The sequence below is a fragment of the Halorubrum orientale genome (assembly GCF_059623105.1).
Window position 1 is genome coordinate 56,662 of record NZ_JBSPSR010000001.1, and the last position, 24,223, is coordinate 80,884.

The window sequence follows — 24,223 nt, forward strand, 5'->3', positions numbered from 1 at the left end:
CTCAGTCCGCGTTCGCCTGCCAGTTGCGGACGGTGTCGGCGCCCACTCCGTCGACGTCGCCGGCGAGCTCGTCTGGGTCCGCCGACTTCAGCTCCTCGACGCCGTCGATACCGGCCGCCGCAAGCTTCTCGGCGGTCTTCTCGCCGATGCCGTCGATAGTTTGGAGCGTTGAGCCTGCCTCACGGGCCTGAAACTCGCGGTAGTTGCAGATTGGACATCCGAGCTCCCAGGGCTCGTCGCCACTGTGAATCCGTAGGTGCGGGAGGTCGTGTTCATCGCAGCGCTCGTCTGTCACCTTGACCTCGCCGCGACGCGGTAACGGCAACGAGTACTCACACTCCGGGTAGCGGGTGCACCCGACGAGTCGTGAGCCTGATCGGAGCCGCTTGATCGCGAGCTCCCCACCGGCGTCTTCGCCACACTCGGGACACGCGCCTATCACCCGGTCCTCGGTCTCGTCGGCCTCGTCGGCTTTACATCCCGGACAGCCGTGAACGAACGTCTTCCGGCCGGCGAGCATCTTCACGTGGTGGAGGTCGTGTGTCGAACACGTCTCCTCGAGGATCAGCGGCTTCCCCGTCGAGGGCAGCGGTAAGGTGTACTCACACGCCGGGTAGCCGTCACAGCCGATGAAGTACGAGCCGCCACGCGACTGACGAACGAGCAGGTCGGCGCCGCACTCGGAACACGGCCCGAGCGTCTTGTCGGCTTTGAGCGAGCGCCGGAGCTGATCACCGATCGCCTCGCGGGAATCGGTGAGGTCGTCGAAGACGGTCTCGAGTAGCTCCCGTGAAGCAGCAGTCACCTCGTCGTACCCTTTCTCGCCGGCGGCTATCGCCTGCATGTCTCGTTCGAGCTGCGCGGTCATCTCCTCGGAGACGACATGCGCGGCGAACCCCTCTGCGGCCTCGACGACGGCCTCTGCCAGCCGGGTCGGTCGCGGCGGGTCGCCCTCGACGTAGCCGCGGTCATACAGCTTCTCGAGGGTTCGATGACGTGTTGCTTTCGTCCCCACACCGCGGGCCTCCATCTCTTCTATCAGTCGCGACTGGCCGTACCGGCGTGGGGGCTGGGTCTCTTTGGCGGCCGTGTGTTGGTCTTCTACCGCTAGCGTCTCGCCTTCCGTCACGTCCGGGACGATCCGCTCGTCGCTGGAGCGGTACGGGTACACCGCGTGGTAGCCCGGCGCGAGCAGCCGCTTGCCGTTCGCCTTCAGCCGAAGTCCGCCGTCGGCGGCGAGCGACGGGGTCCCGTCGGCCTCCTCGGGTGCTCGCAGTGCGGCGACCGGGTCGGCCGTCTCGGCGATTGCCGTCGCATCGCCGTCTGCGAGCGCGACGACGCGCAGCCGCTCCCATTCGGCCGCCGGCGCACACGTCGCAAAAAAGCGCCTGACGATCAGTTCATACACCGCCCACTCGTCCTCAGAGAGGGCGCTCGCGGCTGGGAGGTCTCCAGTCGGGTGAATCGGCGGGTGGTCCGTCGTTTCCTTGTCGCCCGCGGTCGGCTCGATCGTCTCGGCGTCGAGCAGCGACGTGGCGTCGTCACCGAACCGCGAGGACGCAGCGAGCGACTTGAGCAGCTCGCGGGGGTCGAGGTCGTCCGGGTACACTGTGTTGTCCGTTCGCGGGTAGGTGACGTAGCCAGCGGTGTACAGGTCCTCGGCTATCGACATCGCGCGCTGGGCACCGTAGCCGAGAGAACCGGCCGCACGGATGTATGCGGTCGTGTTAAATGGTGTCGGCGGCTCGTCTGTCTGTGTTCGTCGGCTGACGTCATCGACGACAGCCTCGTCCGTGGCGGCGAACGCCTCGGTGAGTGTGTCCGCGACGGACTCGTCCCAGACTCGGGTCGCCTCTGTCCCCCTGTCGGTTTTCAAGAAGTACTGCGCGTCAAACGGGTCTCCGTCGGTCTTCGAGAGGGCTCCAGACAGCTCCCAGTACGACTCGGGGTCGAACGCGCGGATTTCGCGCTCGCGGTCGACGATCAGCTTGAGGGTCGGTCCCTGGACCCGCCCCACAGAAATAAAGTCGGTCCCGAGCTGGCGGGCCGAAAGCGAGAGGAACCGCGTGAGTGCGGCTCCCCACGTCAGGTCGATCACCTGTCTGGCCTCGCCGGCGGCGGCGAGATCGAAGTCGAGGTCGTCTGGGTCGTCGAACGCGTCCGTTACCTCCCGCTCGGTGATCGACGAGAACCGAACGCGGTCGATCGGCGCGTTCTCGTTGACCTCGCGGACGAGCTCGTACGCTTCCTTGCCGATAAGCTCGCCCTCGCGGTCGTAGTCGGTGGCGATTGTGACCCGGGAGGCGTTTCGCGCGAGCTTCCGAAGTGCGGCGACGATCCCTTCCTGTGTTGGCGTCTTCTGGACCGGTGCGTCGATCAGCTCGACCGGCTCGACGTCGCGCCAGTCGCTGTACTCCGACGGGAAGTCGACACCGACGACGTGTCCCGAGAGCCCGATACACCGGTTCCCGCCCCAGCGGTAGACGGTGACGCCGACGACCTGCTCAGTGGATGCGCTGTCGTCGCTCAGGATCTCGGCGATCCGCCGGGCGGCGTTGTCCTTCTCTGTGACGATGACCTCGGGACCGCGACTCATCACAGCAGAATACGCCGCTCTTGGGTCTAAAGCTTTCGCGACGCACTAACCGACAGCAGACACGGGTGTCGGCGGCGATTCACTCGGCGTCGTCCGGGTCGGTCGCCACCCCACAGAGGCTCCCGTCGTCGTCGAACCGCTTCGCCCGCAAGAACCGCGCCCGGAGCCGGTTTGCCCCGTCTTTCATGTCGGCCTCACGGATCTCAGCTGCCCGGCCGTCTGCAACCGCGTCGACGATCGCCTCGAGTTGTTCTTTTTCACTCGGCGTGAGATCGAAGGTGTACGAGCGCGGCTGTTCGCTCTCGAGACGAGTCCACTTGCGCGCCGCCGAGACGACAAGTGAGCAGGGTTCTCGACACGGGAAGACGCCGTCGCCGCCGTCGACGTCGAGGTCGGTCTCTTCGTCGTACTCCCACTCGCGCCGCTTGAGACACTGTGAGTCGGCACAACACGCCTCGGCGACCCAGTTGACGTGCTCGTATCCCTCACCGCGGTCCCACGTTTTCACCACGCCGTAGATGCCCGACTGCCGCGCCATTGTCTCACGCCAGTGGCTCACGTCGAGGTCGCCCTCGCGCTCGCGGTGCCAGTTGGGTACGGTCGCGGGGTAGATCGTCTCCACTGTCTCGTAGACCGCTTTTGGCCCGAGGTCGGTGAAGGCCCACCCATCTCTGAGCGTCGGTGCAGTCTTGAGCGGGCGGTACCGCCCCGCCGCGTCGGCCGTCACCAGCCCGCGGGCGTCGAGGGGGTCGTCGTACCGATCGAGGTCTTCGACCGGTGTTCCGGCGTCGTCGACGTGGCGCACGTCGTATCGCCGCGCGCCTCGGTCGGTGACTGTTGCCGTGATCCGTAGCTCGCCCCACGCACGAGTGATCCCCTCGGCGAGTGCGGCGTACCGGCTCGCGACCGTCTCGCCGTCAGCGTCTTCGATCCAGCGGAGGAACGCCCGTCTTGGGCCGAACTCGCCGACGACGTGCTCGAAGGCGTACCAGTCCGTGACCGCCGACGCGCGGGCGTCGAGCGCCTCGTGGAGTGCGGCCTCCGACAGGCCGGTTTGTGGTTCCTTGCTCGCCGGCTCGAGGCGGTACGTTGTGGCCACGTCGTCGTCGCTCGCCTCGGCCTCGACGGTGAACCCCTCGAACCGGAGCGACTCGTCTGGGTCGCGTTTCGCGAGTTCATCCAGCACCGCGTCGAACGCCTCGCTTGGGAGTTCGACCGCCGGGACTGACGTCGACGACGGTGCGGTGGTGTCGCCCACGACTCAGTCCCCCGTGGCAACGCGGGTGGTCTGGCGCACGTCCTCAAGAGCACCCCCAAGGTCAGCGCCCGCGTCGGCGGCGCGTTCGAGCACCACGTCGGCCATAAGCGGCTCAGTCCCGACTGCGCCCGCGTACCAGACGCGGGTGTCATCGACGACCGTCGGCACGTCGTATCCCTCGGTGTAGTCGTCACAGAGCCCAACGTCCTCAGGAATGTCTTCTTGGGTGTGGTACCCGTCGGCGATGAAAAGCGGCACGAGCACGACGTCCTCGCTCTCGAAGAAGTCGGGGAGGTCGTCGACCTCGGGGTCCTCGTCCATGTACAGCGCGCGGACCTCGTCGAACCGGTCGCGGTCGCGGATCCGGTCGGCGTGGTACTCGACCGCCTTCGCGGAGTTCTCGTTGCGTTCGGTGCCGTGCCCGACTACCGCGAGGCCGACTCCGTCGCCGACGTCGGGATCGCTGGTGACCGACTCGGCCCGGCGGACGATCACGTCGGTCATCGCCTCGTGGGTTCCCACTGGTCCGCAGTAGTGGACCTCCCGCTCGATGTCTTCGGCGACGAGCGTGGCTTGGTCCGCCGAGAGGCCGTCGGAGTCCCACTCGGCGACGTCCCAGTCGTCAAGCCGCAGCTCGCGGGGGATCACCTGCTCGGTGAAGTATCCCTCCGAGACAAACAACGGGACGACGTACACGTCGTCGCCTTCGACGGTGCGGAGCACCTCGCGGAAGTGTGGTTCTTCTTTCCAGAAACCGGTGCGCACCTCGTCGAACGCGCCGGCCGCGCGGATCGTGTCGGCGTGTGCGTACGTCGGTGCACTCGAGTCGGGGTTCAGGTGTGAGCCGTGTGCGACAATGACGAGCGACTGCATATCTACGATCGGGCGGCGGCGCTTTTATCCACTTCGACAGGAGTCACGCCCTGCGAACGCTTCGTCTCCCACCGCGACGCGCGGAACGAAACGATCATTAGCGTCCCAATCACACCGGCGGGCATGTCGCTTGCAGCGGACACCCGCGAGGCGGTTCGTGCTCGGCCGTTTCTCCTTGATGCGCTTCGTGCAGGCGTGGTGAACTACGCTGCCGCAGCAGCGTGGCTCACCTCGACGGCCGGACTCAACGGCGATGAGGAGGCGATCGCGGCCGCACTTCGCCGATTCCGAGACGATCTTCCCGCGTACGCGACCGCTGATCACTCCGCGAGCATCTCGATGCGGAGCGGTGTCGGCGTCGTCGACGGGCCCTCAGCTCTCCTTGAGGACGCCGACGTACTGCTCCGAGTCGGAACCGTCGCGGTCATAAATGAGGGTGACGACACCGCACTCCTCGTCACCGGCGACGTGGGTGCCCGAACGCTCGCGGCGGTACTCGACGCGCTCGTCGCTGTCGACGTCTCCGTCGCGGCTGCGGGCGTCGCCGGAGACACGCTCCTTGTCGTGGTGTCCCGGCGAGACGGCGCGACCGCACTGCGAACCGTCGAGGCGGCACTAAAGCGAGTCCCGACGGACACAATGGCGTAGCGCGCGTCTCCCGTCAGTCGTCTTCGGCCGGCGGTGCGGCTCGTCGGGTCTCGGCACCGCCCGCGTCACCGGTCACGACGGAGTCACGCGTTGGCGCGGGCGCGTCCGCCTGTGAGAGCCACCGCACGAACCCACCCATGGCGACGAGACAGACGACGGCGAACGGCGCCCCGGTGACGATGACGGACGACCGGAGTGCTGTCGCCCCACCGACGACGACGAGGACGGAGGCGATAGCACCCTGTAACACGCCCCAGAACACACGGTTGGCGCCGGACGGCTCGCGTGTTCCCTTCGCTGTGAGCATCCCGACCGCGAGTGTCGAGGAGTCGGCCGAGGTGACGAAGAACGTCGTCACCAACACGAGAAACAGGGGCTGCCAGAGCTCGCCACCCGGGAAGGCGCCGAACAACACGTATCCTGAGACGCCGTCACCGAACTCGCCGACCGCCCCGAGGATGTCGACGACCCCCGCGTCCTGCAGCCGAATCGAAGTGCCACCGACGATCGTAAACCACAGCGCCGAGACGGCTGTCATCGTCCCGAAGGCGGTGCCGACGACCGACCGAATCGTCCGGCCGCGGGAGATTCGCGCGAGAAAGAGCCCGACGAATGGCGCCCAGGCGATCCACCACGACCAGTAGAAGACGGTCCAGGCGGCGGTCCATCCCGGGCCGCCTTCGACGCCACTCCCGGTGAACAGGCTCATCTCGAAGAAGTTCGCCGCGTACGTGCCGAGTGCGGCGACGCCGACGTTCAACACCGCGGTCGTCGGCCCGGCGAGGAGCGCCACGCCGAGCAGCAGTGTCATGAGTCCGACGTTGAACACCGAGAGCCGTCTGATCCCTCGGCCGACACCAGCGACGAGCGACAGCGTGAAAAGTGCCGTTATCCCGACGATCACCGCGACGGTCTCGGCGTCACCGAAGCTGATTCCGGTGCGGTACGTCACCCCGGTGAGCAGCTGTGTGGCGATGAAGCCGAGCCCGGTCGCGATCCCGCCAATAGTGGCGACGACGGCGAGCGTGTCGACCGTCCGTGCAACGATGCCGTCGAGCCCGTCAGGACCAAGCACCGGGTAGAGCGCGGTCGAGACGCGGAACGGGGCGTCGTGTCGGTACGCGAAGTACGCGACAGGGAGCCCGATCGCCAAGTACCCGCCCCAGGCGCTGATACCGTAGTGGAACACGGTGTACGCGACCGCCGGCACTGCAGCCGCGCTCGAGGCTGCGGCCACCTGCCCGGCGAAGAGGGGTGGAACGGTCTGGTAGTGTAACAATGCCTCGACGGGCCCGAAGAACACGATCCCAGCCGAGAGTCCGGCCGAGAAGAACATCGCCACGTACGAGGCTGTCCCGTACTCCGGGTCGCCCTCGCCGAGCCGGACCCGGCCGTACCGGCTGACGAGGAGATACGCGGCGAGTCCGACCAACGCGAGCACGGTGCCCAAGTACAGCCACGCGAGTCCGCGACCGAGCCGAACGAAAGCAGCGTCGATCGCGGCGGCCGCGCCCTCGGTGTCGACGACGGTGTACCCGAGGAAGGCGAACGTGACGAGCGCCCCGGCGGCGAACGGCACCGGATCGACTTCCGCACGAAACGAGCGTATCGACTCAACAATCGGGTTCTCACTCATAAAGAATTCGTATACAATCCCACGGGCTCCGCCCGGTTAAACCCTGCTTTCAGGCCTCAAGGGCGGCACAGAGCCGGTCGACCGGTGTCAGTGAGCTGACTCCGTCATCCGGGCTGTCGACCCCCGATTCCTCACTCACCGTCCCCTGAGTCGTCGTCGGAGCCGCCGAATGAATGAGGTAGCTGGAGTCGAATCGTCACACGTGAACCACGTTCCGGACGAGGCGCTCGCCGCGATCGACGCGTTCGGCGAGGGTCACCTCTACGGCGACCCGCCGCCGGTTCGCGAACGCCTCCGCTCCGATCTCCGCCTCCGGATCGTCCCGGACGGAGATGGCCGGCACGCCCGCTGTCGGTTCGAGACCGAACACACCCGCACACCACCCTCACTCCGCGAGCGTGGCTCCTTTCTCGCGACGTACGTCGACGGCGTCGACGACCGGCTTCGGGCGTGGGGGATCGAGCCCCCGCCGCTGTACGAGTACGTCGAGACGACTGACGGCACCCACCACTACGCGGGGACGCTTCGACTGCCGTAGGCGCCGTGTCGTGGTCGCGACGCTGCCCCTGGCCGCGCCGATCCGACGATTTCAAATCCGCCGCGTCGGTACGCCCCGGTAATGAGTCTCGTCGTCACCGATACCCTTGCAGGCGAGCGCGTCGAGTTCACCGCGGACAACGACGTCACCCTGTACGTCTGTGGGCTCACGGTGTCTGACGATCCCCACCTTGGACACGCCAGGCTCTGGTTCCACGCGGACGTGCTCCACCGGTGGCTGTCATACCACGGCTACACGGTTCGTCACGTCGAGAACGTCACCGACGTCAACGAGAAGATCACCGCGCGGGTCGGTGAGCGTGACGAGTGGGCCACCGAACGCGACGTGGCGACGACGTTCACCGAATCAACGTTCGCGGCGATGCGCGGGCTGAACTTGTTGCGCGCGGAGGTGTACCCCCGCGTCACCGAACACGTTCCGGAGATCCGCGCGCTCATCGAGACGCTCGTCGACCGAGGGTACGCCTACGAGTCGAACGGCTCCGTCTACTTCGACGTCACGACCTTCGAGGCGTACGGGGCGCTCTCGAACCAGGATGTCGACGAACTGGAAGCACAGGGCGAGCCCAATGAGCGCTCTGAAAAGAGCAACCCCGCCGACTTCGCGCTGTGGAAAGCCGACGGCGTGAGCGAGGCAGCTGTCCGCGATCACGCAAAACACGATCACGACGACATCGTCCCCGAGGGTGAGACGTGGGCGTCGCCGTGGGGTGAGGGGCGTCCGGGGTGGCATGTCGAGTGCTCGGCGATGTCGACGACGCACCTCGGTGACACCCTCGATATCCACATGGGCGGCCGCGACCTCGTCTTCCCACATCACGAAAACGAGATCGCACAGTCGGAGGCGGCGACCGGCGAACAGTTCGCCCGTCACTGGCTCCACGTCGGGCTCTTAGAGATGGACGGCGAGAAGATGTCCTCGTCTATCGGCAACTTCTGGACGGTGCCCGACGCGCTTGAGGAGCTCGGTGTCAACGTGATCCGGACGTTCTACGCCGGCGCCGCCTACCGCTCCGAGCAGGCGCTCACCGAGGAGACGATAGCGGAGGCCGAAGAGCGCTGGGAGCGCCTCTCGCGAACGTATGACCGCGCCGTTGCGGCGCTCGATTCCGTAAACGCCAGCGTGAAGGCGACCGACGAGTCGCTGCGTGAGACGGTCGAAGCCACCCGTGACGCGTTTGAGACAGCGATGGATGACGACCTCAACCTCCGGGAGGCGACCGCAGCGCTGCTCTCGCTCACCGACGCAGTGAATCGGCACCTCGACGCGCGGTCGGCGGGGACCGCTCGCGGTGACGACGGCTACGACTACCGCGGGCTCCACGCGGCCGTGACCGCCTTCGATGAACTCGGCGGCGACGTGCTCGGCCTTCAGTTCGAGTCGCCCACCGACGGCGACGTCGACCTAGCCGGCGAGTTAGTCGAGCTGATACTCGACGTTCGCGAGGCCGAACGGGAGACCGGGAACTACGACCGCGCCGACGAACTCCGCGACGCCCTTGATGCGGTCGGGGTCATCGTCGAGGACGGTCCAGACGGCGTCGAGTACCGGTTCGAGTAAGCCGTGGACGCTCGCCGCGCGGTTCACGCGAGAGTCGACCGGTTGCATCGCGATCGACTCAGTCAAGCAGCTGACTGCCGACGTACAGTGAGACGACGACCCCGCCGAGAGCGGCCGCGACGACGAGTCGAAGCTCCGTCGGCTCGTCGACGTCGAGCGCGTCGATCTCGCGGTAGATCGCCACGCCGACGGCGAGCAACACCCCGTAGGCGACGAGCAGCCGCGTGAAGACGGACATCCCGCCGCACTCAGCGGTAGCCGAGCGCTTCGAGTCGTTCGCGCGTCTCCGCGTCGAGCGTCGCCTGCTCCAGTGACGCGGCGAGGTCGGCGTGTTGGTGTTCGACGAGCTGTCGCGCCGTGCGGAGCGTGTAGTGCAGCTTGGGGTCGTCGGTCTCGTCGATGGCGCGCTCTATCAGCGCCGCCATCGTCTCGAGCGCGCTGGACTCCATACGGATCTCGAATATGAGAACCTGTATATAAAATCATGCGATCTCAGGGGGTCGCCTCGTGACGACTGGGCTCGCTCACTGGAGCACGTGTTCTGTGTCGTACGACCCGAGCACCCGGACCCAGCCGTTCTCGGCGATCGATTCGACCGCTTCGACCGCCGCGCCCATGTGGTCCTCGTAGAGGCCGGCGTCGACGTCGAAGTGGAAGAGGTAGTCGCCGAGTCGTTCGCCGCTCGGGCGCGATTCGATCCGCGAGAGGTTGAGGTTCCGGTCGGCGAACGCCTCAAGAAGCTCGAGCAGTAGCCCGGGGTAGTTCGCGTTCGGGTAGACGACAAGGGTGGTCTTCCCGCCAGCCTCCGAGCGCTCCGTCTCGGGGGCGACGACGAGGAATCGTGTCGCATTCGAGGTTCGGTCCTGGATGTTCTCGGCGAGGATCTCGAGGTCGTCACCTGCGTTGTCCGGGTGGCCGATGCCGGCGATCCGGGCGTCCTCGCGGGCACGTTCAACCCCGCGTGCGGTGGAGGCAACCGCCTCAAGGCCTGCTTCCGGGTGTGTCGTCTCTAACCAGTTGCGACACTGTGCGAGCGCCTGAGAGTGACTGGCGACAAGTTCGAAGCTCGGCGACTGTGCGAGTAGTGCGTGGCGGATCGGGGTGACGACCTCGCGGGTGACGGCGACGTCGTGGTCGGCCAGCGCGTCGAGGCTCTCTGAGACCGACCCTTCGATGCTGTTCTCGATGGGGACGACCCCGCGCTCGAACGCGCCGGCCGCGACCGCATCGACGATGGCGGTGACCGACTCGCGGAACGACACCTCGGTGGCGACGGCCCGCGCCGCACGGTGTGAGTACGTGCCGGCCGGACCGAGCGTGACTGCGTTCATGATAACGTTATATTCGGCGGCGGGCGAAAAGGGTGCTGGGATCGTGAGGGCCGGCCGACCCGCTAGGAGCGGTAGTCGGTGAGCGCGTTCACGTCCGCGACCACCGCGTCCGCTCCCGCCTCGAGGAACGCCCGGCGCCCCGCCTCGCCCGTCAGCCCGCCGGTCAACACGCCGATAGCGTCGTACGTCCGGTCCGGATCCGCCTCGTCGGCGTTGCGAGCGGTGCGGACGTCGTCGAGCGTGTCGCCCGCGAACGCCACCCGGTCGGCGTCGAACCGCTCTGCGAGTGTGATGAGCGCCTGTGGGTGTGGCTTTCCCTCCTCCCAGTCGTCCATCGTGAACCGGTGGGCCTCGGGGACGTCGAGTCCAACGCGTTCGAGCGCGATCGCCGCCTCCGCGGCCGGCCGCCCGGTCAACACGCCGACGTCGAACCGCTCGGTCAGCGTCTCGATCGTCGCCGGCTCGATGAGCGTGGGCTCATCGTGGATGTACCCGGCTGTCGTTACCGGTGGGTCGCCGCCTTCGAGCTCCCGATACAGCGCCTCGCCGAGGTACAGCGCCTGGAAGACGGCACGGAGTCGCGCCGGGTCCCACGCCTCGAAGACGCGTGCGGTCGCCACGCCGTCTGCCGTCTCGACGACGCGTTTTGCCGCCTCAACCCCGCCACCACCGGCAGCGATTCGATCCGTGAACGCCTCGACGTCGAGGCGGAGGCCAGCCCGCCGGGCGAGCACGAACAGCGCGGCCGCGTCCGTGAGCGCCCAGTCGTTGTTGAACCCGCCGGCGTCTTTGAACGCCTGTATCGCGTCGCGGTCGATCGTCTCGCCGTACACGCGATCGATCGACTCACGAATCGCTTTGCGGTAGGAGTCGGCGACGTCGACGACCACGCCATCAATGTCCAACACGAGGGCGTCAACCTGCATACCGATAGGCTGGCCGGCGAAGATTTGAACGTTCGGATCTGGTACGTGCCTCGTCTAGCGCGTCGATCACCGCCTTGCGCCGTTGTCGACGACGTACATCGTTTTCCGTGCTAGCGCGCGTCGCTCGACGGGCACGACCGGCTCCTCGAAGCCGAGCGTAGTGAACACACACGCCGCGTCGAGCCGCCGAGCGAGTTCGGCGGTCGGCCGCTGGAGCTCTGCCGGCAGCCGTCTGGCGTAGACAGCGTCGACCGTGGCCTGACTGATGGCCGGGTCGGGTTGCGTGGCCGAGTTGTCGGCCGCGAGCTCGACGACGTCTCCGTGACGGATAGTGAGGCTCCCGTTGCTCGTGACGGTCCCGTCACCGGCACCGTCGCCGTCGACTTGGTTGGTGGCCTCATCGACGAGCCACTCATCGTCCCACGCGGGCGGCTCAATGTCGATCGCGAGCACGGCACACCCACGTGCAGCGAGCTCGCGCGCCAAGCCGGGCCGGTTGCCGACGCCGACCTCGAGCAGCCGGTCGTATCGCTCGAGCGCGTCGACGAGGTCGTCGTGTCGGGGAGATCCCACGGCGGGGGGTTTATGACCGGGGCGGTCAAAACCGCTTTCATGCTCGTGGACATCGTGCCCGTCGGGGAGGTCACCCCGCGCGTGAAACGGGAAGCCTCCACCGTGCTCCGGTCGGTATACGAGTGTGACGTGACGGTCCACGACGACCAGCCGGTCCCCGCAAACGCGTACGACGACACCCGAGACCAGCATCGCGCCGAAGACCTCATCGAGGTCGTGAGCCGCGTCGGCAGCGGCGAGAAGAACATCGGTATCACCCCACAGGATCTGTACTACCGCCGCCGAAACTACGTCTTCGGACTCGCGTATCTCAACGGGAGCGGCTCGGTCATCTCGACACACCGGCTCCGAACGTCTTCTGACGGCGGCGTATCGATGAAACCCGCTGTCGACGTCTTTGCCGACCGGGTCCGCAAGGAGGTTGTTCACGAGGTCGGCCACACGCTCGGGCTCGAACACTGTGATAACAGCAAGTGTGTGATGTCGTTTTCCCCGACCGTCCGCGAAGTTGACGTGAAAGAAGAACACCTCTGTGGCACCTGCTCGCGGCTCGTGCGGTGAGCGACGCCGGTACACTAAACCCCGTCCGAACCCAGTATCCATCCATGGCCGCAAAGCCGGAGTACCGCGATCGCCCCGACGTTGAGGTCGCGCTGCTTGATGCCCTCGTCGACCGCGGTGACGAGGGAATGACCGTGCTCGAGCTTCGAGCGGCCGTCGACGCCGATATCGACGCGATCGAAGACGCCCTTGCCTCGTTGAAAGCCGACTCACTCATCACCGTCGAAACCGACGATCGCGTTCGCGTCTACCCGCACGACCGCGTCGTTCCCGACCCGGATGCCACCACGGACGAGGATCGCGGCGTCGTCGACGCCATTCGCCGTCGGCTCGGGCTGTAAGCCGAGACAGCGACGCTGACCCGCGAGCTTTTGTTTCCACCACGACTGTACGTACGTATGACGCTCGTCGCTTCGGCCCACGCCGACCACGGGGCGATCACCCGCGACCGCGGCGGCAGCGAGGTCGTCGACCACTACGGCAAGCCTGCCCGCGTCGGGAAGGCTGTCAGAAACGTCGTCGGGACGATCGAGATGGGATACGGCGTGCTCGCGGTGACTGGCAGCGACCGCGTTGCGTTCGTCGACAACGCTATCAGCAACCGCGTGCCGACGGCCGACGGTCACGGCGTCTACGCGCTGTTGTGTGACCCCCAAGGCGGGATCGAGACCGATATGTACGTGTACAACGCCGACGAGCGCCTGCTCGTCTTCCTCCCGCCTGAGCGCACCGATCCGGTCTGCGAAGACTGGGCGAGTAAGGTATTCATCCAAGACGTCGCGATCGCGGATATCTCCGACGAACTCGGCGTGTTCGGCGTTCACGGACCCAAATCCACGGAGAAGATCGCCTCGGTGCTCGCCGGTCCCGGTGCGCCTGAACCGCCGCTCACGTTCGTCCGTGGCACGATGGTCGACGCCGGTGTCACCGTGCTCGCGACGGACGCGCCGCTCGGCGAGGAGGGATACGAGGTCGTCTGTGCGGCCGATGACGCGTCCGACGTCTTCGACACGCTCGTCAATCGGGGACTTAACGCCGCCCCATTCGGCTACCGCACGTGGGACGCGTTGACGATCGAGGCGGGAACGCCACAGTTCGAGTACGAACTCTCCGGAAAGATCCCAAACGTCCTCGGGATCCGTAACGCGCTTGACTTCGAGAAGGGGTGTTACGTCGGCCAAGAGGTCGTCTCACGCGTCGAGAACCAGGGACGGCCCAGCCGACGGCTTGCCGGGCTCTCGCTCGCCGGGCTCGCGGACGCTGTCGCCGAGATTGACGGTGATGTGAATCCAGACGCGATCGACGAGGTACTACCGGCCGCCGGGGCTGCGGTGTTCGACGGCGACGAGGCGATCGGAGCGGTGACCCGCGCTGGGGTCGGCCCTGCGACCGAAGTACCACTCGCACTCGCCCTCGTCGATGCGACTGCCGACCCGACGGCCAGCTCTGTCACTGTTCGCGTCGACGGCGACGAGAGGGAGGCGACGCTCGAATCACTCCCGTTCATTGAGGGGAGTGCCCAGTCCGCGCGTCTGCCGCAGTATCCGGATGCAGTCGATTCGTAGGGATTCAGCAGCAATGGTTCACCGGTGATGCTCAAACTATCCACGTGACCGCACTGAACACGCCGAATCCGAGTACGAACGCGCCGACGAGCGATCCGATCCACGCGAGGACGGTGAACCCCATCTTTCTCCGGCTCACGCCCGCGTTGCCGACGGCGTATCCCGCGCCCACAATCGCCGAGACGATGATCTCGTTGAACGACACCGGGATCCCGAACGCGACGGCGGTCTGTGCGATCGCGAACGACGGGATGAGCGCTGCGATCGACCGCCGCGGCCCCATCGAGGCGTAGTCCTGTGCCAGCGCTTTGATCATCCGCGGCGCGCCCGTCCACGACCCGGCGAGGAGACCGATACCACCGCCTACGAGCAGCGCGACGAGTGAAACGCCGACAGTACTGAATATCGGGACCAGCGGGCCGATCGCGAGCCCGACCTGTGACCCACCGGCCGAAAACGCCACCAGCCCGCCCATCGAGAGCAGGAAGCGACGCTGTGCACCGGTCCGATCCCGTGTGACGTCAACGTACTCCGCTCCGGCGACCACCGCAGCGATAGCAACCGTCACGATGCCCGGTGTCAGCCCTCCACGCTCGGCGAGCACGACGGCTACCGACGCCTGCTCGCCGGCCGGTCCCAACAGCGCGAACCCAACGTTTGCGAGTATCGCGCCGACGACACCGGCGAGCACGGCGGTGAGCGCCCGCTCCGGCAGCCGGGTACCAGTGAGCGCTCGCGCGACGAGGTAGGCAGCACCCCCGCCAACGAACGGAGTGCTCACCCAAAGCGTGAGTATCTCGGCGTACTTCGGCCAGGCCGGGTCTCCACCCATCGCCAGTCCAACGCCGACGACGGCCCCGGTCACGGTGAACGCGGTCGCGATCGGGTAGCCCGCGAAGACACCGGCGGCGACGAGCACCGCAGCGACGACCAGCGCGACGATGGCCGCGGTCGCGGTGAGCGTGACGCCGCCAATCAGCTCGGTCCCAACCGCCTCCGTGACGTTCGCTCCTTGTAGTACCGCTCCGAGGAAGCCGAGTACGCCGACGACGAGTCCCGCGCGCATCACGGAAATGGCGTTGGCACCGACCGCAGGAGCGAACGGGGTCGACCCCGAGGAGCCAGCACCGATCGACCACGCCATGAACAGGCTGGCGACGCCGGCGACGACGAGAGTGGCAACTGTGGCGACCGCCATCGTCACCGCCGCCCGTCGTCGTAGCCCTCACGCAGTCCGAGTAACGTCCGCCGGACGAGGAGGAAGCCGAAAAAGAACAGCCCGAGCAGGCCGACGAGAACCAGCACGAACAACGGTTCGACCGAGAACATACCCACGCATCTGTCGGAACGGTGTTAGTCGTTTCGACCCGGCTGTGTACACACTCACGACTCGATCCGAAATCGCTCGAACACCTCGCCGTCGGGCGTGACGAGCCGACCGTCGAGACACCCGTTACCGTCCGGCTCGAGCTCCGCGTGGGCCGGTCGATTCCCGCGGGGCTGTGCGTGACTCCCCGGGTTCACGATCGGCAGATCGGGCTCGTCGTCGAACCGTGGACGGTGGCTGTGGCCACAGATCACGGCGTCGGCGTCGCGCTCGCGGCCGAGCATGACGAGCCCGGTGTCGCCGCTCCGGTGTCGGTGTGTCACCGCAAAGCGCACACCACCGTACTCGATGGTACATACTGCGGGGAGTCGGTCGCGAATTGCCGGCCCATCGTTGTTTCCGTACACCGCCCGCAGTGACCCCGCGGCCCGCTCGAATCCGTCGAGCACCGATGGCCGATAGAAGTCGCCTGCGTGAACGACGAGGTCGGCCTCGTCGACGGCCGTCCGCGTTCGGCCCTGCAGCCGGGTGTCGTCCACGCTGTGCGTGTCTGAGAGTACGGTAAGCATAAGCGCAGTTGCGCGGGCCAGTGGTTAAACGCGGCGGCCGGGGCGTCTCACCGGACTGTCAACAGCCGGCGAAGAATGTCGCCGTAGGCGGGCCGGGTGATTAACACACCGACGAGTACGCCGAGGATCGTAAAGATGGCAAACCCGGATAAGTCGCCGAGACTCAACACCATGAGGGGTGACATCGCCACGATCGTTGTGGCCGCGGCAGCCCCGATGACCCAGAACGCCCGGCGGAACCGCGAGTCGAATACCGTCCGGGAGTTCACATCACCTTCGCTCATCACCTCATCGGCGATGATCACGAGGTCGTCGACGCCGGTACCGACCACGGCGATGAACCCGGCGATGACTGCCAACTCAAGCGGGTACCCCACGAGCGCGGCAAACCCAAGGAGCGCGTACACCTCCGCGAGCGCGGTGAGGATCATCGGCAGTGCGACGCGCGGCTCGCGATAGCGGACGAACACCATTCCCGCCACCGCGAAGACCGCGAGGATTCCGGTAATAGCCGAGTAGAACCGGAAGTTCTCCCCCTGGCTCGCCGAGATGGTTGAGGAGGTTCCCTGGCCACCGATATCGAGTTCGGCCGGGAGCGCACCGGCTCGAAGGTTGATCGAGATCGTCTGGGCGTCGCTGAAGTTCGTCGTCGTCAGCCGGAAGTTGCCGCTCTCGGCCCAACTGCCACGCGCCATGCTCGCCGCCAGGTCGTCGACCATCCCGAAGGCGTTGACGACCTCGCCGTTGACTATGAGCAGTAGACACGGATCGCTGTTCTCGGCGAGCGCGTCCGCCGACATGTCGTAATTGCACGTCGCGCCGCCGGCAGTGCCCGCAACGCCACGGTCGACCGCTGCGGACTGGAACCGTTCTGCGGGAGACTGCTCGCCTGCTGGGGCCTCGTTTACAACCGACACCGGGACGTACGCGCCGGTCCCCCGCTCGCGTTGGCTCGCCGTCCCGATGTTCTCGAAGTCGTCTTGAATGAGGACGTTCTCTTCGACCGCCGTGCCGTCCGGCGCGTCGGGATCTGGGTACGCGATAGCTATCTGGACGGTCCCGCGCTCTTCGAGCAGCTCGATCACGTCCTCACGGCCCTCACCAGGCACCTCGACGAGCAGGAAGTACTCGCCGGTTATCGACTGCACCTGCTGGACGCTGCCGCCGGAGAGCCCCGCCTCGTTGATCTTCCCGCGGATGATCTCCTCGGCGACGCCCCGCGTCTCGTCTGTCACGCCGGACCGAATCGACTCGTACGCGTAGCCGGAGGCGTCCATTGCCGCTCGGAACTGCGCCTCGTCGACCGTCGGATCGGTGACGTCGACCGCGCCGGTTGGACTCCCGGTGGCGCTCGTGGTGCTGTCTGCCACCACGGCATTCACGTCGCGCGTGGAGACGTTCGGGAGCTCGGCGGCGACGTCACTCGCCACCTGGGTGGGTTGGGCGCCGTCGAAGGTGACGTCGGTCGCGGTGTACCCGAGTAATGGGGCACGAACCCGCGTCCCGCCGGCGAGGTCGAGGCCGTACTGGAGGTTGGTCGCCCCTTGCGTTGCGTCGCCCGTGGTGCCGGCCGCGGTCTCGGGTGCGAACTGCGGGGCGAACAACGCGACTGACGAGCCGAGCACGACGGCGACGAGCAGGAGCACGCGCCAGTTCTTCTTGATCGGCTCAAGCATCAGCGACTCACCCCCTCGAATTTGTACCAGCGAAGCAGCGCTACGTTCAACAGGTACGTGTTCATCAGGTCCGCACAGAGCCCGATCGCGAGAATGATGCCGATGTCACGGAGCAAGTCGATGCCGAACAGCGTAGCGACGATTGCCATGACGATCATCGCCGCCATTGAGGTAATCGTCATCGTCACCCCGGTCCGCATCGCCCGGCTCACCGACTCGTAGAACCCGCCGGTCCGGCGTAACACCGAGTTGTTCAACAGGATGTCGGAGTCGACGCTGTACCCGATGATCATGAGCAGCGCGGCCACGATACCGAGCGTCATCTCGATCCCGAGGAGGTTCATCGCGGCGACCGGAATCACGAGATCGGAGAACGCCGAGGCGACGACGGCCACGGACGGAACCACCGTGCGGAACAGTGCGAACACGAGTACGCTCATCCCCAAAAAGGCGAGCACCAATCCAAAGATCGCGGTGCGGACGGTATCGGCGGCGAAGTTCGGCGACACTTGGTCGATACCGGTCGCCTCGAGGTTTGCCGCTGCCGCTTGGTCATCGAGGCGCCCGGCGAGGTCTTCGGGGTCGCCTTCAGTAGCACGGAACGTCACTACGTAGACGTTGTCGGCGGGGATCGACTGGATCGCGTCTGGCTGTCTGTCGAACGCTGTCTCGATCTGTCCGCGAACGTCTTCGCCGTCGTCGACGACTCGGAGTTCGACGCCTCCGGTGAACTCGAGTCCGGGCGTTGCCGGTGCGCCAGTGACGACGTACCACCCGCCGATCACGACGATCGCGAGCGCGAGCACGGCGAGCGGCACGAGCACGAGCTGCCGGTTCGAGTATGCGGTGTAATCGACGTCCGGTACCTCGATCCCTGTCATGAGACCGGTTCGTCCGTGATGCCGAATAAGCCTTCTTATATCCGCGGCGATGCATAGGCGCGACCGCTCGTCGCCGCTGTGTAACTCACGGCAGATACCGAACGCTGAGCACGCCCGGATCGGTGCGGATCTCGACCCGATTTACTCCGAGTCTGGCGGCCCGCGAGAGCGTCGACTCCCGGTCTTTCAGCACGTCGTCTGCGGCGGCGTCAGTGGCGTCTTCGGGCGGCGACAGGACGTGAATCTCGCCGATGCCGGCCCGTGGCTCTTGTGTCAACTCACCGGTCGACTGGTCGGCGGCAATCGCCCGTTCGTGTGCAGTCGGCGGCTCCTCGCTGTGCTCGATCGAGAGCGGCCACCGTTCTTCGAGCTCGACCACGCGGTACGTGAGCTCTAATGGTGGTTCTGGTGCGATCGTCGACTTGACGGCGTCGTCGACGGCGAACTCGTCGGTCGCATCCAGTGTGTGAACCTGCCCGTCGTGGACGTCTTTGAGGATCGCTGATCCGGACTTGACGTGCGTGACGAGAAACGTGCTCGTCTTCTGATCGCCCATTGCTAGCCCTCCGTTTGCGGCTCGGCGGCGTGCGTCGACGTGTCCGCGCTGGGGCGGCGGAGTCGATAATGTGTCCAGAAGATCCCTGCTGCGGTTGCTACTGGCGGCACGGCACCGAGCGGCCGCGGGAGCGCATACAACACATCGAGCAGCACGGAATCGGTGCTCTGGAGCGACTCGGGGACGGTGATGATGAGCCCGAGGTACAGCGAGGCGAGGAAGGCGAAGCCGGTAGCGGCGAGCGCACGGTCGTACCCGACTGCGACGGGGTCGCTCCGGCGGTGGCGGCGCGCGACGAAGAGCAGCGGGGCCAAAAGCGGTGCGACCGCAGCGAAACCAAGTATCACGTACAGTGTGCGCGTGAACAGGTACGTCCCGCTTGGCACGCCGACGGTCTCGCCCATCCAGACGACGAGCGCGAGCGTCACGACGGCTGCAATCGCAGCGGCGGCGAGTCCGCCGATCACCCCGTAGGCCCGCATCACCCAGGAGTCGGTGTGGCGGATCGCGTACGGGATTGCCCCGAGGACGCCCCGGTAGCTGTCTGTCATTGGACCCAATACGGCCGTCAATCGATTAAACCTCTCGTCCGCGATCTGTTCGTCGTCCGCTGGGCGTTCGTCGTCCGCGAGGTTTTAGCCGTTCGACGATGACTACCATCCGTGGGTTTGTACGACGTGTACCTCGGTGTTCGCCACCGCCTCCACGACGGAGCGCCGCCGGACCACGTCGCGATCGTGATGACCGAGCGCGACCTGCTCGTTGACGGTGCATTCGAGACGCTCGCTTCGGCGCTCAGGTGGGTGTTCGACTACGGCGCCGACCGGGTGACAGTCTCGGTCTCAGTCCTTGACGCCGCGGTTGTTCCCGCGCTCACGCGTTCGTTTTCGGCGCTCCAGACGCCAGCGCCGATATCAATTCGGGGGCCAGATGACACCGAATCTGCAGACGCGCCGATTCACGTGAACGTCGGCTTGGGTGGGAAAGCCGAGTTTGCGGCCGCGGTCCGTGACCTCGCTGCCGACGTCGCTGCCGGCGAGTTGACGCCCGAGGCTATCGATGAGGCGGCCGTCACCGACCGGCTCGTCTTTCCGACCGAGCCTGACCTCGTGATAAAAACCGGTGAAGAGCGCCTCTCGGACTTCGCCATCTGGCAGTCGGCGTACGCGGAGCTGTACTTTACCGACGTCAACTGGCGTGACTTCAGGCGACGCGACTATCTTCGGGCCGTCCTCGACTTTCAGGACCGGCAGCGACGATTCGGTCGATAGGCGGTGTGTTGTGGATGAGACGACGCCGTGATACGTGGGTACTCGTCTCCGTCACCACTCCTCAATATGGGTGTGGCGGTGGTGACTGTATGACCGAGACGACCCGTGAGCTCCAGCCACCACTTACACTCACACCCCAACTGAGCCGATACGCAGGTGGCTTTGTGAGCGACAGGACTCCGTGACACACGGACACAGATTTCAGCTATCCCCCCCAGCCGATTTTATACGATCGTTGTAATGGCTCTGTGACGGACACGACTCCACGACACACGGCCACCAGTTGGCCACACCCTCCCCAACCGATTCTATACGACTGTGACAGTACCAACGTGAACAACACGACCGCGCGACATCCGGACACCAATTAGTCACACCCTCCCCAGCCGATTCGCGAGTCGCCTGTGGCGACTCGCTCATCCCTCGCACGCGCTCGTGGACACGCCACAGGCGGTCCACGAGGCGCGCGCCACCGCGACGAGTACCGGGTTCCCGCTCCCGATCGACAGTGCTGTCGCTCACGTCGTTCACGAACTGTCTCGGCTGGGCCTCCTGCGAGAAGCGGGAGACGAGCCGGTGGACGACCGCAGGGAGTTTGCCGAGCATTGCGAGGCGAACGTTGACCGACGAAGTCAGTCAGAAGTGCACCGGCCGCGATTTGAACGCGGGTTGCAACCATGGCAAGGTTGCGTGATACCACTACACTACCGGTGCGAGCTTCGCATGTCATAGTGCGCTGGTGGGATACTTAACTCTGTCACCTCGGAATGGTGGTGCGATCCGAGGTTTGCCCTACACCATCTCTCTACGGGGAGAGAATCCCGCCGTGTACGGCGGGGCTTTCTCCTCGCACTTCCGCAACCCAGCAAATATCGCACCTGCGGTACGGGAAGCCTCGCCGTCGTCGGGCGTAACCCGACTGCCTGAGGGAGCGGAGTTCCTCTCCGTTTACCACGAGGAGGATATACCACGGTCGATCCGGTAGGCGTGTGTCGGCCTCGTCCGGCCGCCGGGTGTCGTTTCCAAAGGTCTTTGCCCTTGCCTGTCGAACGGCATCGTAATGGACGATGTCGCGCGAGCGCGTGGTGCCGCACGCGAGGCGCTCGCGAACGTCGAGCCCGACCGGCTCCGCCAGACGCTCGACGGGAGACTCGCTACGGCGGCCGTCACGCCCGGTGTTCTTTCGATCATTACTGCCCGTGCGCTCGACCCCGACGTCGACCCGGAAGCCGTCGTCGACCAAGCTGCGGGTGTCCAACTCATCTACGAGGGACTCAGGCTCACCCGCCGACTCGCACACGAGGAGCCGTGGACGGCCGTCTCGACGCCAGAAGCGGAGATAGACGCCGACCTCGACGTGCTTGCGGCCGACGTACTCGTCTCTCGCGGCTTCTCGCTTCTCGCACACACCGACGCCTCATCGGCTGCTGTCGAGGTCGTGCGTGCGTTCGGTCGCGACCAGACGCGCCGAGCGAATCCGGCCGTCGAGCCGCCGGAGGCGACGTCACTCGACCGGAATCTTGAGGTTGACGCACTGGAGCTCGCGGTTGTCGCCGGGACGACCGCGGTCGGTGGCGATCCGCCAGCAGAACTGCTCGCGTACGCCAGAGAGCTCGCTGCAGATTACGATGGGGAATTTCCCCCGCCCGGGCGTGCACTCCCTGAGACGACTGCTGACCAGATTGCGGCGATCTCCGAGCGAGCAGTGAGTGCGACCGATCGATGAGTGTTGTCGACCGGTGAGTATTGCTGGTGGTGATTGTGGTTGGCCAGTAATGCGGTCAAGTGAACGACGATTGCGACACTGCAGCACGGCCGGTGGCTTTCATCACATTCATATACGGCTGCCCAGTAGCATCGGGTGCAGCACTCCGATCGACGGACACTGACCGCACGCGCCTGGGTAGCTTAGCGGTAAAGCGCGTCCTTGGTAAGGACGAGAGCCCGGGTTCAAATCCCGGCCTAGGCTCTTCCTGCCGTACACCATTCATACGCACATTTTATACGATAAACACGTAACTCTCTGAGGATTTCAACAAAGCCCTCAAAGCCGAATACATATGAGCCATTAGCCACACATTGAATTATGCGAGACGAAAAATCTGAATTATCACGTCGTCGCTTACTACGGGGAGTTGGGGTAAGTGGTCTCACTGTCGGATTAGCTGGCTGTAATACAGAAAGTGAAGCCACGACTGGCTCAACATCAAGCCAAACGAATACAACCGGTGAGAGTGAGCCAGAAACGGTACCTGACAGTCGTACAGTAACGATTATCCACGATACGCATCTGCAGGGGCGATACGGTGATCTTGAGGAATCAGCGAACATTGCTAATTACATTGGATTGATCGACCAGCTGGCTGCCGAATATCCTACTGCCCTGCGTGTGGGCGTCGGCGATGACCTCGCGTCTTCAGTTCTATCCTCGGTATTTGACGGTGCACATATCGTCGATGCACTGAATGCTGGGAAGCTTGATTATGACGGCTTCGGCAACCACGACTTTGATATGGGTCCTGAGGTCTTCCGAGAGCAAGTTGCTAACAGTGAGTTTCCCTGGCTGAGTGCGAACTGTATTGATCGTCGCACCGACGAGGTGTTCGCGAGCGAACAAGGAGCCATGCGATACGCACTTCCCGAGGTGAATGGCGTCACGGTCGGGCTCACCGGAATCCTCACCGAAGAAGCACCAAACGTCGCGTCGCTCGGTGAGAACGCCAAGGTGCAAGAGCCCGCTACAGCCCTACAAGATGTTGTCCCACAGATGCGAGACGAAGGGGCAGATGTCGTCGTTGTCCTCTCTCACGTCGCGAGTCCAGTCGTTGAGTCTGAGGTTGCACCAAACGTCGACGGTGTGGACGCGTACGTAGGAGACCACGCCGCCCGCACGTACGAGACGCCCAAAATGGTTAACGGGAGTCTCGTCTCCGTTGTTGGAGATGAATTCGAACACCTTGCTGAACTCCACCTGCAGGTTGAAGCCGGTGAAGTAGTAGGCCACGAATTCACGCGTCATGCGACAGCCGAAGCGGTCGGACGAGGACTTGAACCCAACAATCAGGTCGTCCAGCTCGTCGAAGAGTATCAGAGTCGTCTCGATGATGAGGTCGGTCAGAAGGTTGGTGAAACGGACACGACGCTTGATTGTCGCGAAACAGTGGTCCGCCGGGAAGAGTCGAACATGGGCAATTTCATTGCTGAAACAATGCGTTCCTACACTGGTGCCGACGTTGCTGTCCAAAATGGAGGAAGTATCCGTACGGATACGCAGTACGAACCAGGTACGCTCACCCAACGAGACGTGATAAATATCCTGCCGTTTGGAAACGAGGTGACAGTTCTTGAGGTTTCTGGTGAGACGGTACGAGCAGTCCTCGAAAATGGAGTGAGTGAAATAGAACGTCTCTCTGGTCGATTCCCACAAGTTGCAGGGCTTCAATACACGTACGACGCATCAAATGAAGTTGAGAGTCGAGTTGTTGAAGCCAGTCTCAACGAAGAGCCAATTGACTCGGAGGGGACCTACACCATGGCTACAAACAACTTCATTGCAGACGGAGGAGACGAATATGAGATGCTCACCAACGCGCCACGAGTATTGACCCCTGGAAACGGTCCAGTCTTATCCAGCCTCATTACACGGCAGATAGAAGCCAACTCACCAATCGATCCAACGGTTACCGGGCGCATTTCGGTGCAAAATGCAACGTGGGAGACACAGATCACCGAGCGCTTAGGACACGCGGTCAAACTCTAGCTAGTAGTAATCCAGCCCCATTGGTTACGGAGAACTGAGGAGAACGTCTCGCGCTTCAGCGCGGGGAGGATATCAATAGTTGGGTCAGCCTCGGTAT

25 protein-coding genes and 2 tRNA genes are annotated in these 24,223 nt (G+C 65.0%); 10 read left to right on the forward strand and 17 right to left on the reverse strand.

Translation table 11 applies throughout. The annotated features are described in order from the left end of the window. Position 1: 1 nt before the first annotated feature. From ACWUI7_RS00305 to ACWUI7_RS00315, 3 genes are all read right to left on the reverse strand, one after another. On the reverse strand, positions 2-2,596 hold the full coding sequence (locus ACWUI7_RS00305) for a DNA topoisomerase I (RefSeq protein WP_496640145.1): 2,595 nt from the start codon (positions 2,594-2,596) through the stop codon (positions 2-4). A gap of 79 nt (positions 2,597-2,675) precedes the next feature. Then, positions 2,676-3,854 carry a DR2241 family protein gene (locus ACWUI7_RS00310; protein ID WP_496640146.1) on the reverse strand — a complete coding sequence of 393 codons (1,179 nt, stop codon included), beginning with the start codon at positions 3,852-3,854 and terminating at the stop codon, positions 2,676-2,678. Positions 3,855-3,857: 3 nt separating this feature from the next. After that, positions 3,858-4,727, reverse strand: a complete 870-nt coding sequence (locus ACWUI7_RS00315) for a CbiX/SirB N-terminal domain-containing protein (protein WP_496640148.1) — start codon at positions 4,725-4,727, stop codon at positions 3,858-3,860. Between the two features lie 123 nt (positions 4,728-4,850). On the opposite strand from ACWUI7_RS00315, the gene ACWUI7_RS00320 reads away from it, so the two are divergent. After that, positions 4,851-5,375: a DUF7523 family protein gene (locus ACWUI7_RS00320; RefSeq protein WP_496640149.1), complete on the forward strand. Its 525-nt coding sequence runs from the start codon at positions 4,851-4,853 to the stop codon at positions 5,373-5,375. Positions 5,376-5,388: 13 nt separating this feature from the next. Here the strand turns inward: ACWUI7_RS00320 and ACWUI7_RS00325 are convergent, their stop codons facing one another. Continuing rightward, positions 5,389-7,011: a BCCT family transporter gene (locus ACWUI7_RS00325; protein ID WP_496640150.1), complete on the reverse strand. Its 1,623-nt coding sequence runs from the start codon at positions 7,009-7,011 to the stop codon at positions 5,389-5,391. A gap of 202 nt (positions 7,012-7,213) precedes the next feature. On the opposite strand from ACWUI7_RS00325, the gene ACWUI7_RS00330 reads away from it, so the two are divergent. Beyond that, the gene (locus tag ACWUI7_RS00330; protein WP_496640151.1) at positions 7,214-7,549 is read left to right on the forward strand and encodes a hypothetical protein; all 336 of its coding nucleotides are present in this window, start codon (positions 7,214-7,216) and stop codon (positions 7,547-7,549) included. Between the two features lie 81 nt (positions 7,550-7,630). Beyond that, positions 7,631-9,130, forward strand: a complete 1,500-nt coding sequence (cysS, locus tag ACWUI7_RS00335; RefSeq protein ID WP_496640152.1) for a cysteine--tRNA ligase — start codon at positions 7,631-7,633, stop codon at positions 9,128-9,130. 58 nt (positions 9,131-9,188) lie between these two features. On the opposite strand, the gene ACWUI7_RS00340 is transcribed toward cysS, so the two are convergent. The 5 genes from ACWUI7_RS00340 to ACWUI7_RS00360 form a co-directional block, all read right to left on the reverse strand. After that, a complete protein-coding gene (locus tag ACWUI7_RS00340) occupies positions 9,189-9,368 on the reverse strand; it encodes a hypothetical protein (RefSeq protein ID WP_496640153.1) in 180 nt (59 codons plus the stop codon). A gap of 10 nt (positions 9,369-9,378) precedes the next feature. Continuing rightward, positions 9,379-9,579 carry a hypothetical protein gene (locus tag ACWUI7_RS00345; protein ID WP_496640154.1) on the reverse strand — a complete coding sequence of 67 codons (201 nt, stop codon included), beginning with the start codon at positions 9,577-9,579 and terminating at the stop codon, positions 9,379-9,381. A 75-nt stretch (positions 9,580-9,654) separates the two neighbouring features. Continuing rightward, positions 9,655-10,461, reverse strand: a complete 807-nt coding sequence (gene pheA / locus ACWUI7_RS00350) for a prephenate dehydratase (RefSeq protein ID WP_496640156.1) — start codon at positions 10,459-10,461, stop codon at positions 9,655-9,657. Positions 10,462-10,523: 62 nt separating this feature from the next. After that, a complete protein-coding gene (locus tag ACWUI7_RS00355; protein WP_496640158.1) occupies positions 10,524-11,387 on the reverse strand; it encodes a TIGR01548 family HAD-type hydrolase in 864 nt (287 codons plus the stop codon). A 66-nt stretch (positions 11,388-11,453) separates the two neighbouring features. Further along, the gene (locus tag ACWUI7_RS00360; RefSeq protein WP_496640159.1) at positions 11,454-11,960 is read right to left on the reverse strand and encodes a UPF0146 family protein; all 507 of its coding nucleotides are present in this window, start codon (positions 11,958-11,960) and stop codon (positions 11,454-11,456) included. Positions 11,961-11,999: 39 nt separating this feature from the next. Here ACWUI7_RS00360 and ACWUI7_RS00365 point away from each other — a divergent pair, with 39 nt between their 5' ends. From ACWUI7_RS00365 to ygfZ, 3 genes are read left to right on the forward strand one after another with little or no spacing between them, the layout of a single operon-like run. Continuing rightward, on the forward strand, positions 12,000-12,521 hold the full coding sequence (locus tag ACWUI7_RS00365) for an archaemetzincin family Zn-dependent metalloprotease (protein WP_496640160.1): 522 nt from the start codon (positions 12,000-12,002) through the stop codon (positions 12,519-12,521). 44 nt (positions 12,522-12,565) lie between these two features. After that, positions 12,566-12,862: a DUF6432 family protein gene (locus ACWUI7_RS00370; RefSeq protein ID WP_496640161.1), complete on the forward strand. Its 297-nt coding sequence runs from the start codon at positions 12,566-12,568 to the stop codon at positions 12,860-12,862. A gap of 57 nt (positions 12,863-12,919) precedes the next feature. Next, positions 12,920-14,086, forward strand: a complete 1,167-nt coding sequence (gene ygfZ, locus ACWUI7_RS00375; protein ID WP_496640162.1) for a CAF17-like 4Fe-4S cluster assembly/insertion protein YgfZ — start codon at positions 12,920-12,922, stop codon at positions 14,084-14,086. Between the two features lie 31 nt (positions 14,087-14,117). Here ygfZ and ACWUI7_RS00380 read toward each other — a convergent pair whose 3' ends face one another. The 7 genes from ACWUI7_RS00380 to ACWUI7_RS00410 form a co-directional block, all read right to left on the reverse strand. Next, positions 14,118-15,284 (reverse strand): inorganic phosphate transporter, encoded by a 1,167-nt coding sequence (locus tag ACWUI7_RS00380; RefSeq protein ID WP_496640163.1) that lies wholly within the window; start codon positions 15,282-15,284, stop codon positions 14,118-14,120. A gap of 2 nt (positions 15,285-15,286) precedes the next feature. Further along, on the reverse strand, positions 15,287-15,415 hold the full coding sequence (locus ACWUI7_RS00385) for a DUF7859 family protein (protein WP_496640164.1): 129 nt from the start codon (positions 15,413-15,415) through the stop codon (positions 15,287-15,289). 54 nt (positions 15,416-15,469) lie between these two features. After that, the gene (locus tag ACWUI7_RS00390; RefSeq protein ID WP_496640165.1) at positions 15,470-15,982 is read right to left on the reverse strand and encodes a metallophosphoesterase; all 513 of its coding nucleotides are present in this window, start codon (positions 15,980-15,982) and stop codon (positions 15,470-15,472) included. A gap of 47 nt (positions 15,983-16,029) precedes the next feature. After that, entirely contained in the window at positions 16,030-17,658 is a 1,629-nt protein-coding gene (locus tag ACWUI7_RS00395) for a preprotein translocase subunit SecD (protein ID WP_496640166.1), read from the reverse strand. Then, positions 17,658-18,539 carry a protein translocase subunit SecF gene (gene secF / locus ACWUI7_RS00400; RefSeq protein ID WP_496640167.1) on the reverse strand — a complete coding sequence of 294 codons (882 nt, stop codon included), beginning with the start codon at positions 18,537-18,539 and terminating at the stop codon, positions 17,658-17,660. Before secF ends, ACWUI7_RS00395 begins: the two co-directional genes overlap by 1 nt. 85 nt (positions 18,540-18,624) lie before the next feature. Further along, positions 18,625-19,095: a DUF5812 family protein gene (locus ACWUI7_RS00405; RefSeq protein ID WP_496640168.1), complete on the reverse strand. Its 471-nt coding sequence runs from the start codon at positions 19,093-19,095 to the stop codon at positions 18,625-18,627. Positions 19,096-19,097: 2 nt separating this feature from the next. Then, a complete protein-coding gene (locus ACWUI7_RS00410) occupies positions 19,098-19,646 on the reverse strand; it encodes a DUF8056 family protein (protein ID WP_496640170.1) in 549 nt (182 codons plus the stop codon). Positions 19,647-19,757: 111 nt separating this feature from the next. Between ACWUI7_RS00410 and ACWUI7_RS00415 the strand changes: the two genes are divergently transcribed. Next, positions 19,758-20,366: an undecaprenyl diphosphate synthase family protein gene (locus tag ACWUI7_RS00415; protein WP_496640172.1), complete on the forward strand. Its 609-nt coding sequence runs from the start codon at positions 19,758-19,760 to the stop codon at positions 20,364-20,366. Between the two features lie 643 nt (positions 20,367-21,009). Here ACWUI7_RS00415 and ACWUI7_RS00420 read toward each other — a convergent pair. Further along, positions 21,010-21,080 (reverse strand) — tRNA-Gly (locus tag ACWUI7_RS00420). Between the two features lie 346 nt (positions 21,081-21,426). Here ACWUI7_RS00420 and ACWUI7_RS00425 point away from each other — a divergent pair. The 3 genes from ACWUI7_RS00425 (at position 21,427) to ACWUI7_RS00435 (ending at position 24,126) form a co-directional block, all read left to right on the forward strand. Further along, the gene (locus ACWUI7_RS00425; RefSeq protein WP_496640174.1) at positions 21,427-22,092 is read left to right on the forward strand and encodes a DUF7114 family protein; all 666 of its coding nucleotides are present in this window, start codon (positions 21,427-21,429) and stop codon (positions 22,090-22,092) included. 171 nt (positions 22,093-22,263) lie between these two features. Then, positions 22,264-22,335: transfer RNA gene (locus ACWUI7_RS00430), tRNA-Thr, on the forward strand. Between the two features lie 117 nt (positions 22,336-22,452). Further along, entirely contained in the window at positions 22,453-24,126 is a 1,674-nt protein-coding gene (locus tag ACWUI7_RS00435; RefSeq protein WP_496640176.1) for a bifunctional metallophosphatase/5'-nucleotidase, read from the forward strand. Positions 24,127-24,223: the final 97 nt, after the last annotated feature.

Excerpts from the sequence above, each read along its gene's own strand:
- ygfZ (WP_496640162.1), top strand. The coding sequence starts at position 12,920 with ATGACGCTCGTCGCTTCGGCCCACGCCGACCACGGGGCGATCACCCGC.
- cysS (WP_496640152.1), top strand. The coding sequence starts at position 7,631 with ATGAGTCTCGTCGTCACCGATACCCTTGCAGGCGAGCGCGTCGAGTTC.
- secF (WP_496640167.1), bottom strand. The coding sequence starts at position 18,539 with ATGACAGGGATCGAGGTACCGGACGTCGATTACACCGCATACTCGAAC.
- ACWUI7_RS00320 (WP_496640149.1), top strand. The coding sequence starts at position 4,851 with ATGTCGCTTGCAGCGGACACCCGCGAGGCGGTTCGTGCTCGGCCGTTT.
- ACWUI7_RS00345 (WP_496640154.1), bottom strand. The coding sequence starts at position 9,579 with ATGGAGTCCAGCGCGCTCGAGACGATGGCGGCGCTGATAGAGCGCGCC.
- ACWUI7_RS00355 (WP_496640158.1), bottom strand. The coding sequence starts at position 11,387 with ATGCAGGTTGACGCCCTCGTGTTGGACATTGATGGCGTGGTCGTCGAC.
- ACWUI7_RS00370 (WP_496640161.1), top strand. The coding sequence starts at position 12,566 with ATGGCCGCAAAGCCGGAGTACCGCGATCGCCCCGACGTTGAGGTCGCG.
- ACWUI7_RS00340 (WP_496640153.1), bottom strand. The coding sequence starts at position 9,368 with ATGTCCGTCTTCACGCGGCTGCTCGTCGCCTACGGGGTGTTGCTCGCC.
- ACWUI7_RS00365 (WP_496640160.1), top strand. The coding sequence starts at position 12,000 with ATGCTCGTGGACATCGTGCCCGTCGGGGAGGTCACCCCGCGCGTGAAA.
- ACWUI7_RS00325 (WP_496640150.1), bottom strand. The coding sequence starts at position 7,011 with ATGAGTGAGAACCCGATTGTTGAGTCGATACGCTCGTTTCGTGCGGAA.
- pheA (WP_496640156.1), bottom strand. The coding sequence starts at position 10,461 with ATGAACGCAGTCACGCTCGGTCCGGCCGGCACGTACTCACACCGTGCG.
- ACWUI7_RS00425 (WP_496640174.1), top strand. The coding sequence starts at position 21,427 with ATGGACGATGTCGCGCGAGCGCGTGGTGCCGCACGCGAGGCGCTCGCG.
- ACWUI7_RS00435 (WP_496640176.1), top strand. The coding sequence starts at position 22,453 with ATGCGAGACGAAAAATCTGAATTATCACGTCGTCGCTTACTACGGGGA.
- ACWUI7_RS00410 (WP_496640170.1), bottom strand. The coding sequence starts at position 19,646 with ATGACAGACAGCTACCGGGGCGTCCTCGGGGCAATCCCGTACGCGATC.
- ACWUI7_RS00390 (WP_496640165.1), bottom strand. The coding sequence starts at position 15,982 with ATGCTTACCGTACTCTCAGACACGCACAGCGTGGACGACACCCGGCTG.
- ACWUI7_RS00405 (WP_496640168.1), bottom strand. The coding sequence starts at position 19,095 with ATGGGCGATCAGAAGACGAGCACGTTTCTCGTCACGCACGTCAAGTCC.
- ACWUI7_RS00395 (WP_496640166.1), bottom strand. The coding sequence starts at position 17,658 with ATGCTTGAGCCGATCAAGAAGAACTGGCGCGTGCTCCTGCTCGTCGCC.
- ACWUI7_RS00305 (WP_496640145.1), bottom strand. The coding sequence starts at position 2,596 with ATGAGTCGCGGTCCCGAGGTCATCGTCACAGAGAAGGACAACGCCGCC.
- ACWUI7_RS00315 (WP_496640148.1), bottom strand. The coding sequence starts at position 4,727 with ATGCAGTCGCTCGTCATTGTCGCACACGGCTCACACCTGAACCCCGAC.
- ACWUI7_RS00380 (WP_496640163.1), bottom strand. The coding sequence starts at position 15,284 with ATGGCGGTCGCCACAGTTGCCACTCTCGTCGTCGCCGGCGTCGCCAGC.
- ACWUI7_RS00385 (WP_496640164.1), bottom strand. The coding sequence starts at position 15,415 with ATGTTCTCGGTCGAACCGTTGTTCGTGCTGGTTCTCGTCGGCCTGCTC.